Origin of the sequence: Rhizobium sp. Root483D2 (assembly GCF_001426685.1) — a bacterium.
In the GTDB taxonomy this organism is placed as follows: Bacteria; Pseudomonadota; Alphaproteobacteria; order Rhizobiales; family Rhizobiaceae; genus Pararhizobium; species Pararhizobium qamdonense.
The window spans coordinates 235,855-248,187 of the sequence record NZ_LMFB01000012.1; the positions used below are offsets into that span (position 1 = coordinate 235,855).

General features: G+C 58.4%; 13 protein-coding genes. 7 read left to right on the forward strand and 6 right to left on the reverse strand.

Going from position 1 to position 12,333, the window contains the following annotated elements:
• Nucleotides 1-93: 93 nt before the first annotated feature.
• From upp to ASD32_RS10700, 6 genes are all read right to left on the reverse strand, one after another.
• Nucleotides 94-723, reverse strand: a complete 630-nt coding sequence (upp, locus tag ASD32_RS10675; protein ID WP_060638164.1) for a uracil phosphoribosyltransferase — start codon at nt 721-723, stop codon at nt 94-96.
• Nucleotides 724-854: 131 nt separating this feature from the next.
• Nucleotides 855-1,823 (reverse strand): adenosine deaminase, encoded by a 969-nt coding sequence (locus ASD32_RS10680; RefSeq protein ID WP_060637998.1) that lies wholly within the window; start codon nt 1,821-1,823, stop codon nt 855-857.
• Entirely contained in the window at nt 1,820-3,040 is a 1,221-nt protein-coding gene (locus tag ASD32_RS10685; protein WP_060637999.1) for a phosphopentomutase, read from the reverse strand. Before ASD32_RS10685 ends, ASD32_RS10680 begins: the two co-directional genes overlap by 4 nt.
• A gap of 178 nt (nt 3,041-3,218) precedes the next feature.
• Nucleotides 3,219-3,827 carry a TadE/TadG family type IV pilus assembly protein gene (locus ASD32_RS10690; RefSeq protein WP_082546729.1) on the reverse strand — a complete coding sequence of 203 codons (609 nt, stop codon included), beginning with the start codon at nt 3,825-3,827 and terminating at the stop codon, nt 3,219-3,221.
• 10 nt (nt 3,828-3,837) lie between these two features.
• Nucleotides 3,838-4,458, reverse strand: coding sequence for a TadE/TadG family type IV pilus assembly protein (locus ASD32_RS10695; RefSeq protein WP_082546730.1), 621 nt, complete (start codon nt 4,456-4,458; stop codon nt 3,838-3,840).
• Between the two features lie 182 nt (nt 4,459-4,640).
• On the reverse strand, nt 4,641-5,066 hold the full coding sequence (locus tag ASD32_RS10700) for a pilus assembly protein N-terminal domain-containing protein (protein WP_082546731.1): 426 nt from the start codon (nt 5,064-5,066) through the stop codon (nt 4,641-4,643).
• A gap of 306 nt (nt 5,067-5,372) precedes the next feature.
• Between ASD32_RS10700 and ASD32_RS10705 the strand changes: the two genes are divergently transcribed.
• The 7 genes from ASD32_RS10705 (at nt 5,373) to ASD32_RS10735 (ending at nt 12,328) form a co-directional block, all read left to right on the forward strand.
• Nucleotides 5,373-5,549, forward strand: coding sequence for a Flp family type IVb pilin (locus ASD32_RS10705; protein ID WP_060638000.1), 177 nt, complete (start codon nt 5,373-5,375; stop codon nt 5,547-5,549).
• Nucleotides 5,550-5,696: 147 nt separating this feature from the next.
• On the forward strand, nt 5,697-6,209 hold the full coding sequence (locus tag ASD32_RS10710) for a prepilin peptidase (RefSeq protein ID WP_060638001.1): 513 nt from the start codon (nt 5,697-5,699) through the stop codon (nt 6,207-6,209).
• A 177-nt stretch (nt 6,210-6,386) separates the two neighbouring features.
• A complete protein-coding gene (gene cpaB, locus ASD32_RS10715; RefSeq protein ID WP_060638002.1) occupies nt 6,387-7,196 on the forward strand; it encodes a Flp pilus assembly protein CpaB in 810 nt (269 codons plus the stop codon).
• Nucleotides 7,197-7,216: 20 nt separating this feature from the next.
• Nucleotides 7,217-8,737, forward strand: coding sequence for a type II and III secretion system protein family protein (locus ASD32_RS10720; protein WP_156383139.1), 1,521 nt, complete (start codon nt 7,217-7,219; stop codon nt 8,735-8,737).
• Between the two features lie 60 nt (nt 8,738-8,797).
• On the forward strand, nt 8,798-9,502 hold the full coding sequence (locus ASD32_RS10725; RefSeq protein WP_060638004.1) for a CpaD family pilus assembly protein: 705 nt from the start codon (nt 8,798-8,800) through the stop codon (nt 9,500-9,502).
• A 29-nt stretch (nt 9,503-9,531) separates the two neighbouring features.
• Nucleotides 9,532-10,821, forward strand: a complete 1,290-nt coding sequence (locus ASD32_RS10730; protein ID WP_060638005.1) for a CpaE family protein — start codon at nt 9,532-9,534, stop codon at nt 10,819-10,821.
• A 31-nt stretch (nt 10,822-10,852) separates the two neighbouring features.
• Entirely contained in the window at nt 10,853-12,328 is a 1,476-nt protein-coding gene (locus ASD32_RS10735; protein WP_060638006.1) for a CpaF family protein, read from the forward strand.
• The last annotated feature ends 5 nt before the right edge of the window (nt 12,329-12,333 follow it).

The window sequence follows — 12,333 nt, forward strand, 5'->3', positions numbered from 1 at the left end:
TCCGGCGGCCATGTGCCGAGTTGTGAAACTGGTTAAAGAACCGGCAAGACATTTCCGGTCCGTGTCCCGCCAAGTATGGCCCGCTGTTTGACTTTACTTGGTGCCGTACATCCGGTCGCCGGCATCGCCGAGACCCGGCACGATATAGCCCTGTTCGTTGAGGTGGCTGTCGATTGACGCGGTAAAGATCGGCACGTCCGGATGTGCCGCCTGGAAATTTTTGATGCCTTCGGGCGCTGCCAGCAGGCAGAGAAAACGCAGGTTCTTCGCGCCGCGCTCCTTCAGTTTGTCGATGGCGGCAATCGAGGAATTGCCGGTCGCCAGCATCGGATCGACGACGATGACCAGCCGCTCGGACATGGCTTCCGGTGCCTTGAAATAATATTCGACCGCTTCCAGCGTTTCATGATCGCGGTAGACGCCGACATGCGAGACGCGCGCGGAAGGCACCAGTTCCAGCATGCCCTCCAGAAGACCGTTTCCGGCGCGCAGGATCGAGGCGAACACCAGCTTCTTGCCCTCGAGCACCGGTGCCTGGATGGTCTCCATCGGCGTTTCGATGGTTTCCATTGTCAGTTCGAGATCGCGGGTGACCTCGTAGCAGAGCAGCGTGGAGATTTCGCGCAGCAAGCGGCGGAAGCCTGCTGTCGAGGTCTCCTTCTTGCGCATGATGGTCAGCTTGTGCTGAACAAGCGGGTGATTGATGACTGTAACGCCGTCCATGGCCAAGCCCTCCTGCGGAATTTGGATTTAAATTCTTTTTTCATGGAAAGGCGAGACGCCGCAAGGCCTGAGCGGCGCTTTCCGGCGTCATCCCCAGCCGAGCGGTTTCATGAGAGGCACGCAGCTTCGTCTCAGAGAGAGGCGAGAAGGCGTGCACGCGTGGGTTCATCGACGAAGGCCGCCTCGATCGCCGTGCGGGTCATGCCGTTGATCTCGTCATCGGAAAAGCCCATCACCTGCGAGGCGATCTCATATTCCTGTTTCAGCGACGTATGGAAGAACGGCGGATCGTCCGAATTCAGCGTCACCCGGCATCCGGCCGCATGAAGTGCGTGCAAGGGATGCGCGGCGAAGTCCGCAAAGACCTGCAGCGAAACGTTGGACCCGGGGCATGTTTCCAGCACGATACCCTCGCTCGCAATGCGCCTGACGAGATCCGCATCCTCGATCGCCCGCACGCCGTGGCTGATGCGCGCCGGGCGAACGTGATCGAGCGCATCGCGCACGCTCGAAGCACCGGCCATCTCGCCGGCGTGGATGGTAAGGCCCAGCCCGCAATCGCGGGCGATATCGAAGGCGCGGGAAAAATCCGCAACCGTGTGCATGCGCTCGTCGCCGGCAAGGTTGAAACCGGTGACCAGCGGATGGTCGCGCCTGGCCGCATAAAGCGCGGTACGCTCGGCAGCGTCTGGCCCCATATGCCGGATGATGGTGATGATCATCCGGCCTTCGATGCCGGTCTTTTCTTTGGCCGCCTCGATGCCTGCGGCCAGCCCGCGAATATAAGCATCGCTGCCGATGCCGATCGTATTGCCGTGATCGGGGGACACGATGATCTCGCTGTAGATCGTGCCTGCCGCGGCAAGTTCGCTCAGATAGGTCTCGGCCAGAAGCGCATAGTCTTCCTCCGTGCGGAAAAGCTCGGCGACGGCATCATAACATTTCAAGAACTGGGTAAAGTCTGCCCAGACATAGGCGCCGTCCTTGATGATGCCGCTGATATCGACATTGTATTTTTGCGCCATGATCTGGGCGAGCGCCGGTTGGGCGGCGCCCTCGATATGGCAGTGCAGTTCGGCTTTTTTCAAATATGCGGTCACAGAAAACTTCTCCCATGAAGGCCTGGCGCAAGGCCCAGATGTTTGGCAATCGTCTCGCCAATCCCGGCAAAGCTCGGCAGGACGCCGATCGAGCGGGTGCGGATACCCGGCCCGAAGACCAGGATCGGCACGCGCTCGCGCGTATGGTCAGTGCCGCGCCAGGTTGGATCGCAACCATGGTCAGCCGTCAGGATGACGATGTCGCCGGGTTTCAGCTTGCGGTCGAGATCCGGAAGCCGCTGGTCGAAAGCCTCAAGCGCTGCGGCATAACCCGGCACATCGCGGCGATGACCGTAGAGCATGTCGAAATCGACGAAATTGGTGAAAACCAGATCACCGTCTTCGGCTTCGTCCATTGTTTTCAGCGTCGCCTCGAACAGTTCCATATTGCCGTTCGCCTTGATCATCCGGGTGATACCCTGATGGGCGAAGATATCGGCGATCTTGCCGACGGCATGCACCGTACGGCCAGCCTCTTTCAACCGGTCGAGCAGCGTCGGTTCCGGCGGCAGAACCGAATAGTCGCGGCGGTTGCCGGTGCGCACGAAGTCCTTGGGCGTGGTCCCAACGAAGGGCCGGGCGATGACGCGGCCGATATTGTAGTCGTCGAGCAGGCGCCGCACGGTTTGGCAGAATTCAAGCAACCGCTCAAGCCCGAAGGACTGCTCGTGCGCGGCGATCTGGAACACGGAATCCGAGGACGTGTAACAGATCGGCTTGCCTGTGCGCATATGCTCCTGGCCGTATTGGGCAATGATATCGGTGCCCGAGGCATGGCAATTGCCGAGAATGCCCGGCACGCCGCCCTCGCGGCAGATCGCTTCGACCAGGTCCGCCGGGAAAGCGTCGCCTTGCGCCGGGAAATAGCCCCACTCGAAGGCAACGGGCGTTCCGGCGATCTCCCAATGGCCGGATGGCGTGTCCTTGCCGCGCGACACTTCGCTGGCCGCACCGTAGAGCCCGAACACCCGCTCCGGCAGCGGCATGCCGGCGGGGAGGCGTTTGTTGGCGAGTTTGGCGGCATGCAAGAGCCCGAGCGCCGCCATATTGGGCAGCGTCAGCGGTCCTTCTCGTAGCCCTTGCCGGTCGCCGGCACCCGCTGCACAGAATTCGGCGATATGGCCAAGCGTATCGGCGCCATCATCACCGAATTCGGCCGCATCCGGCGCCCCGCCTATGCCGAAGGAATCAAGAACAAAGAGAAAGGCACGCGCCATAAACCACCCAGAAATGCTGCCGCAGCGGCAGTACGAATATGATTTTCAACTGACGCAGCTACAGCGCAGGTGAAAGCGCGCAGAAATACGCCGGGGCGGTGCATATTGCAAATACGCAATATGCCGGATGGTGGTTCCTTTCCTGAATCCGCAATATTATCCGCGCAGCAGGAAAATCCTACTTGAAGGCCGGGCAATTGCTGCATTTTATCTCGGTGCCGAGGCGCTGGCGCATGAAGGTGGTGCGGGAAATCTTGACGCTGTTCAGCGTGCTTGAGGAGAGACCCGGTGCAAAGAGCAGGATTTTGTGGGGAACGTCCAGTTCCGACCGGACGAGGAACGTATTGGTCGAGGGAATATCGCTGGGTAAATTGACGACTGTGCCGACGGGGTAGGCTGCATTGCCAGCCTGATCATAGGACCATGCCACTTCGCCGCGCCCCGGCGCCGTCATTTTGATGCCGGTCATCTTCAACGTGTATTGTTGATCCGTCATCTGGAAAGGCGACATGACGGCCTTGGCGACGTCCTTCATGCCGTTAAGCGTTGTCGTATCGACGGCCTGCATCTGTGTCAGCACGTCAGCCACGGTGCTGGAGGCGCGCGAGACTTTCCGGGCGACGTTAAAGCCGACCGAGATTTCAAAACAACCGATATAGGCCATGATCAACAGGGGAGCGATAATCGCGAATTCGATGGCCCCCGTTCCCTTCCGATCACGCCAGAAGGCACTGAAAGCCTCCAGTTTCCAGGAGAGCAATGCCCTGTGATAGCGCATGGTCTTCATGGAATGCTCCTCAATAGTTTTCGGCGCGGAAGGCGGACGTCGATACCATCAGATAGTCTCTCGGCATGCTGGTGCCGGCCGGGCGCAGGTTGGTGATAAACGGGCGCACGAGGTCGGTGACGACTTCCCAGCGATAGTAAGCGCGCACCATGGTCACCGTCGTCGGACCGCCGGGGTTGAAATCGAAAGCTCTGGTATCAAGATTGCCGTCTTTCCGGGGTATGGCATTCGGGATTTGCGCAAAGGTGGCAAAGCTCCGCACATCGATGAAAAGTTTCGATGGTGTCTTCGCCTCGGTCGCCGAGCAGGTCATGATGATGGAAATCTCGTTGCAGAAGGCTTTTCTGAACTGTTCCTTGCTCGTGTTGGTGGCGTTGATCTCGCCGGTCCTCACCTTGCGTGCCATCGTCTCCGTCGCATTGGCGAAAAGCTGCTCAGCGGTGAACGCGGTAAATGTTTCAAGCGAGGCAAAGATGACCAGCATGAAAGGCAAGGCGAGAAGGGCAAATTCGATTGCCGATGCGCCGGCTTTGTCCTTGCACAGGCGCCGCAACAATCCACGGCTGCGCCGGTCTCTGCTAGGACCGTGACTTTCAACGGCCACGGTATTTTCAATTTGGTCGTTCAACATTTCGCCATTCCGCAATGCGCCCCATGGTGAGGCATATTAGGAAGCGACTGTTGATATTTCGTATGTAGGAACGGCGATAATTTGAATGGAAACCATTACCCAATCATAAGGATTGGCTGCTTCGCTTGCTGCGGCATGAGCCCCTGCTGATATGCCAGCATGAATGCACGGAAAACGGCTGTCTAATTTGCAGCGGTTGTCTTTTGTGTCGCGTGCTCTTCGCAATTTGGCGTGCACGACAGCACCGAACGGACTGTCTGGCGAAACACCCGCACGGTGTTTCCTTCATCGATCGATACCAGAATGCGCTCATCGACGATGGCGTTTCCATCCGTATCGAGGATGACAAGGTTCGTCGTTCCGAAAGAGCGGCCCGTCAGAACGATGGTCTTGGCATCGGCGACAGTGGCATCGGCAACGTCGGAATTGCCGACGATGACCTTGCTGACCGGCCGGTCGAGCTTGAGCACCCGCGCCTGGTTCATGAAAACGGTTAGCATCTCGTCTTCAGCGGCGGCCGGGAAAGCCGAAAACGAAGCGGTAAAAGCCAGAATTGCGAAGGCCGTTGTCAGCAATCGCGTGCCGATGGCTGTATTGTGCAATGTCATGGCTATGTCCTGATGATGCGGATAGAACCAGCATCCTATGGTTTGGTGAATGAAGCGTTAAATCACTGCCTTTGGCTCGTTTTAAAGTGAGAAACACTCTCAAACAATGAAGAGGAAACAGAAAGATTGCATTTTATAGGTCTCATTATCAGCCTTTTTACCATGAAAACGGGTGCCAACCGTTAATCTTCCGGTAACTCTTTTCCTTAAGCGAATTGCAATTCACCCTCTGTAGGTTGTGCTCATCCGATCAACGGAAACAGTTGGCGGCAGTGCTGAACAAACAAGTGAAGTAGGAGAGATACAATGACCAAGATTTTTGCACGTTTCATGAAGGATGAGTCCGGCGCAACCGCGATCGAATACGGCCTGATCGCCGCCCTCATCTCTGTCGCCCTCATCGGCGGCGCCACAGCACTCGGTTCCTCGTTGAACACGACGTTCACCAACCTGTCCGGCGAGCTTAATAACAACCAGCCGTAATAATGCTTGAAGCCGTTTGATTTTGAGAAAGCCGCTCCCAGTGGAAGCGGCTTTTTCATTGCGACTGCTTGAATGTACTTCCGCAGCGTGTTTCACCATTTTTTAAGTGCGGTTGCGTAGATTGAAATCAGCAATTTGGAGAGCAGGATGACACAGGCTATTATCTTTGTAATCCTGCCGCTTTGCCTGGCCATCGCGGCTATCTCCGATCTGCTCACCATGACCATTCCGAATCGGATACCCCTGATATTGTTGGGCGCGTTCATCTTGGTGGCACCTTTCACGGGCTTTGACGTCACGATGATCGGACTGCATCTAGCGGCCGGTCTGATCGTTTTTGCCGTTTGTTTTACGCTGTTTGCGATGAACATCATGGGCGGCGGCGATGCCAAGCTTTTGACGGCTACCGCCGTGTGGTTCGGCCTCAACACGTCCCTGATAGAGTTTCTCATCTATGTCTCATTCCTGGGTGGTCTGCTGACCATTATGATCCTGATGTTGCGAAGCCGCGAAGACACCATCCTTGCCGCCGGAATTCCGGTTCCGCATCTGCTGTTCACAGCCAAGAAAATCCCCTACGGTATCGCAATCTGCGTTGGCGGGTTCCTCGCCTATCCGTCCTCGCCGCTGATGTTGACGGCACTTTCCCAGCTGCGTTAATTTTTCTGCACCATCTTGAGGCATTGTCGCCGGCCGTCAGCTACAAGCGGCGGGACAGATGTCCATTTCTGGTGCAAATCATTTGTTAACCACGAATGTAAGCGTCTCGTTAACTATAATTACACCAATTGCTGATCAATCTGCAGCGGACATATTCTCGGGCTGCAGGGACAGATCATGAAACCGGTGCGCGTTATTATTCTGGCAGTGGCTGTCGCATCGGCGGGACTGGCCGGATTGCTGGCACTCAAGCTGACCAGCGGCAAAACCGTGATCAGCACGGCCGAGCCGGTGATCGAGCGCGAGCCGACCGTCAATGTTCTCGTGGCCAGCAAGGGTCTCCCCGTGGGGTCGAGGCTCAGCCCGGATGCCGTACACTGGCTTTCCTGGCCCAAGGATGGTGTTGTCGAGGGATTGATCACCGAAGAGCTTCGTCCCAACGCGGTGACCGATCTTCAGGGCGTTGTCGTCCGCCTGCCGATGTTCAACGGCGAACCGGTGCGCCAGGAAAAGATTGCGGATTCGTCCAGCCGGATCATGTCGTCGCTGTTGCCAGCCGGAAAACGCGCTGTTGCGACCGAAATTACCGTGGCGACCGGCGCTGGCGGGTTCATCTTGCCGAACGACCGGGTGGACGTGATCATGGTCCGCAAGAATGACGAAAACTTCCTGACCGAAACCGTTCTCAGCAATGTTCGCGTTCTCGCCATCGACCAGCAGGTCGAGGAGAAGGAAGACGGAACCAAGTCCGTGGTTGGAACGACCGCCACGCTGGAACTGACACCGGATCAATCCAAGGTCATGACGGTTGCCCAGCAGATGGCGGAGCGCCTGTCGCTGGTGCTGCGCAGCGTCGCGGATGCCCAGGAGCCGGACACGATCGCCGCCGATCATCTCTTGAGCGGCGACGGGCGGCCCTCGATCCAGGTGATCAAATCGGGCTCGATCGTCAAGGGCGATGGCAATTCATCCATGGGGCAGAAGTGATGCGGGGGCATGTGGGGAACGTGAAGCGGATCGGAAACAGATTTCGGAACTCTGTCACAGGTGGTTTGGTCTTTTGCATGGCCTTTTCCGGCCTGCCTGCCGGAACCTTCGTCGCCGAAGCGGCGTCGCAGTCGCTGGTGCGCATCGTCGATAGTGGACCCGGCGTGACGAAGACCATCAAGCTGGGTCTGAACAAGGCGGTGGTGATCGATCTGCCGCGGGATGCACATGATATTCTGGTCGCCGACCCAACGCTGGCAGACGCCGTAACACGAAGCTCGCGCCGCATCTATCTGTTCGGAAAGACCGTCGGCCAAACCAACATTTTCGTCTTTGGTCCAGGCGGCGAGGAAATCGTCAGTCTCAACCTGGAGATCGAACGCGATATTTCCGGCCTGGAAGCCAATTTCAGACGCTTCCTGCCGGATTCCGATATCAAGGTCGAAATCATCTCAGACAATATCGTGCTGACCGGCACGGTTCGTACACCGCTGGATTCGACCCGCGTCGAGGAACTTGCCCAAGCCTTCATCAAGGGCGGCGAGGCAACCACGCGCAATATCACCGCGCAGGGCAACAATGGCGACGCGGATATTTTCGCCGAGCGCCGCCAGGTCTCCCAAATCGTCAATCTTCTGAAGATCGACGGTGAAGACCAGGTCATGCTCAAGGTGACCGTGGCCGAGGTGTCGCGTCAGGTCCTCAAGCAGCTGGGCTTCAGCGGGTCGATCAAGAGTTCGACCAGCGGCAACGGCATCACCTTCCGCAACCCGGCCAATCTTGGCAATGCGGTCAACGCATTTGCCTCCAAGATCGGTGGATCGATCGGTTCCGGGTCCATGGGTTTTGCCAGTTATTTCAATGCAATGGAGCAGGCGGGCGTGATGCGCACGCTGGCCGAGCCGAGCTTGACCGCTATTTCCGGTAAGAAGGCGAGCTTTTCCGTCGGCGGCGAATATCGTCTGCCGTCCGAGCAGGAAATCGACGAAAAGGGCGTCTTGAGCCGGACTGTCGAAACCGTTGAATACGGGATCGGGCTGGATTTCACGCCGGTGGTTCTGGGGCCTGGCCGCATCAGCCTGGAAATCGCCACGGAAGTTTCGGAGCCCACGTTCCAGGGCTCGGTCGTCAATGGCAACGCGGTCGATGTTCCCGGCCAGACCTATATGTCGATCCGCCGCAGAAAGGCATCGACCAGCGTCGAGCTTCCCTCCGGGGGATCCATCGTGATCGGTGGTCTTGTCCAGGACGATATCCGCCAGGCCATGTCCGGTCTTCCCGGCGTATCGAAAATCCCGATTTTCGGCACTTTGTTCCGTTCCAAGGATTTCGTTCGCAACGAGACCGAACTGGTCATCATCGCAACGCCCTATCTGGTTCAGCCGGTGGCGCGCGGCGACCTGTCGCGTCCGGATGACAATTTCAATCCGACCGACGATTTGTCGGGCGCGTTTCTCGGTGAAGTCAATCGTATCTACGGCACCCGTCAGGCGGCCCCTACCGGGCAGTATCACGGCAATGTCGGCTTCATTTACAAATAGGCGGGAACGGACATGACAGCGACGATCATCCAGAACCGCGATAGGAAAAGGCACTCGATCATGCGCCCACATATTTTTGCAGGCCCGGTGCGCCTCGCACGCCTGCTGACAATCGGCGCATTGCTGGTTGCAGGCACCAGCCTTGCCGGCTGCGCCAACCGGGACGGCATGTCCACGGGCGCTCTGCCAGACGACTACCGGACGCGCCACCCGATCGTGATCGCTGAATCCGAACACGCAATCGATGTGCCGGTGGCATCCAGCGACAGACGCCTGACAAAGGGTGCGCGCGACGTCATCCGCGGCTTTGCGCAAAGCTATACCAATTCCGCAACCGGCACGGTTCAGATTCTTTTGCCGCGCGGCTCGGCCAACTCCCAGGCCGCATCGTCATTGCGCAAGGACATCCGCGGCGTTCTGGTCGGAGCCGGGATCCCGGCCAACCGCCTGGTCGAGGTTAGCTATCAGGCCGATGCCGATGGCGATGCAGCGCCGGTCCGGCTGAGCTATACGGCGATCACCGCCAAGACCGCCCCGTGCGGGAACTGGCCGAAGGATCTTGTCTCCAACACCATCGAGAACAAGAATTACCAGAACTTCGGCTGCGCCAGCCAGTCAAACCTTGCGGCACAGGTTTCCAATCCAATGGATCTGCTTGGTCCGCGCGCCATGTCGCCGATCGACGCCGTCCAGCGCGGTCAGGTGATCAAGGATTATCGCGGCATCGATGACGGCGGCGGCACGATCATCATTGGTGGCAATTGACCATTCGGGCGTTTTGACGGGATAGCACCATGAGCACGATTGACTACAAGATTGAGGCCGCATCGCGTGAACCGGATGGCGTCGCGGATGCCAGCCGCCCGAGCGAAGTCGATCATTTGCGGCCGCTGCCGCGGATTTCCGTGCATGCCTTCTGCGAAACGGAAGCGCTGCAGCGGGTTATGGAGCGGTGCGGTCAGGACCGCCGGATGAGCAAGGTGACTTTCAGGGTCAACAGCGGCTCGATCGCCGCTGCCGCCAACATGTTCTCCACGACACCGACGCCCAACCTGATCATCATCGAAACATCGACGGAACCGCGTTTGCTGATGCAGGAACTGTCGCCACTGGCTGCCGTCTGTGACCCCTCAACCAAGGTCATCATCATTGGCCTTTACAACGATATCCCGCTCTATCGCGACCTCATCCGCAATGGCATTTCTGAATATATCGTATCGCCGGTCGCCATGTCCGATGTGCTCAGCGCGATCGCGCAGATCTTCGTTGATCCCGATGCCGAACCGTTGGGCCGCAGCATTGCCTTCATCGGCGCCAAGGGCGGCGTCGGTTCATCGACGCTTGCGCATAATTGCGCCTGGGGTATCTCCAACCTGTTTTCCACCGAAGTGGTGCTGGCCGATCTCGACCTGCCCTATGGCACCGCCAATATCAATTTTGATCAGGATCCGCCGCAGGGCATTTCCGAGGCGGTCTTTTCGCCCGAGCGGCTGGACGAAATGTTTCTCGACCGGCTTTTGACCAAATGTTCCGAGCGTCTGTCGTTGCTCGCAGCACCGTCGATGCTCGACCGTCCCTACGACTTCGATGCGACAGCCTTCCAGCCGTTGATGGAAATCCTGTTGCGCAATGCCCCGGTCTCTGTGCTCGATGTGCCGCATCAATGGTCTGACTGGACCCGCACCGTTCTGGCAGAAGCGGATGAGGTCGTGATCACCGCGGTGCCGGATCTCGCCAATCTGCGCAACGCCAAGAACCTGTTTGATTCGCTGAAGAAGATCCGGCCGAACGACAAGGTCCCGCATCTGGTGCTCAACCAGGTCGGCTTGCCGAAACGGCCTGAAATATCGCCCAGCGATTTCTGCGATTCCCTCGAGATCGAGCCGGTGGCAATCATTCCGTTCGATGGCGTGCTGTTTGGCAATGCCGCCAATAGCGGCCGGATGATCGCCGAGATCGACAAGAAAGCCCCAACCGCCGAAACCTTTTCGCAGCTTGCCCATCTGCTGACCGGCCGGGCAACAGCCAAGAAAGCCAAAAAAGGCGGGCTTGGCAAGGTTCTCGGGATGCTCGGACGCAAGTAACTGACAGTCAAACGGAAACCGGATTGAGCGCATGTTTGGTAAACGAGGAAATGACGGCTTCGGGAAGGGTGGGTCCATCAGTCCCGTTTTGCAACCGGCGATATCCGGCGCCGGCGTAGCCGTTGCCGAGCGCACCAGTGCGCCGGTGCTCGCCGAACCCGTGCGCGAAACGATGACGGTTTCCAGGACACAGCCATCTCCGCCGCCGGTGCGCAAGAAAGCTGCCCGCACCGAGGATTATTACGATACCAAATCGCAGGTCTTCTCGGCACTGATCGATACGATCGACCTGTCGCAGCTCGCCAAGCTCGACAATGAGAGCGCGCGCGAGGAAATCCGCGATATCGTCAACGACATCATCACGATCAAGAATTTCGCGATGTCGATCTCCGAGCAGGAGGAACTGCTTGAGGATATTTGCAACGACGTCCTCGGTTATGGGCCGCTGGAACCGCTCCTGGCACGCGACGATATCGCCGATATCATGGTCAATGGCGCCGGCCAGACCTTTATCGAAGTCAACGGCAAGACCATCGAATCCGAAGTGCGGTTCCGCGACAATGCGCAGCTTCTGTCGATCTGCCAGCGTATCGTCTCCCAGGTCGGCCGCCGTGTGGACGAATCCTCGCCGATCTGCGATGCCCGTCTTCCCGATGGTTCCCGTGTCAACGTCATCGCCCCGCCGCTTGCTATCGACGGCACCGCACTTACCATCCGTAAGTTCAAGAAGGACAAGCTGAAGCTTGACCAGCTGGTCAAGTTCGGCGCGATCACGCCGGAAGGTGCGGTCCTTCTGCAGATCATCGGCCGCGTCCGCTGCAACATCGTCATCTCCGGCGGTACCGGCTCCGGCAAGACGACCCTGTTGAATTGCCTGACCGGCTATATCGATCTGGAAGAACGGGTCATTACCTGCGAAGACACGGCCGAACTGCAGCTGCAGCAGCCGCATGTGGTGCGCCTGGAAACCCGCCCGCCAAATATCGAAGGCGAGGGCGAGATCACCATGCGCGATCTCATCAAGAACTGCCTGCGTATGCGGCCTGAACGCATCATCGTCGGCGAAGTCCGCGGACCGGAAGTCTTCGACCTGCTACAGGCGATGAACACCGGTCACGATGGGTCCATGGGCACCATCCATGCCAATACGCCGCGCGAATGCCTGAGCCGTATGGAATCGATGATCGCCATGGGCGGTTTCACGCTTCCGGCCAAGACAGTGCGCGAAATCATTGCCGGCTCCATCGATGTGATCATCCAGGCGGCGCGCCTGCGCGATGGCTCGCGCCGCATCACCCATATTACCGAGGTGATCGGCATGGAAGGCGACGTGATCATCACGCAGGACCTGATGCGCTACGAGATGGAAGGTGAAGACGCCAACGGCAAGATCATCGGCCGGCACAAGTCAACGGGGATCGGCCGCCCGCATTTCTGGGATCGCGCCCGCTATTTCAACGAGGACAAACGGCTGGCCGCGACGCTGGATGCGATGGAAAAGGACTGAGGGCC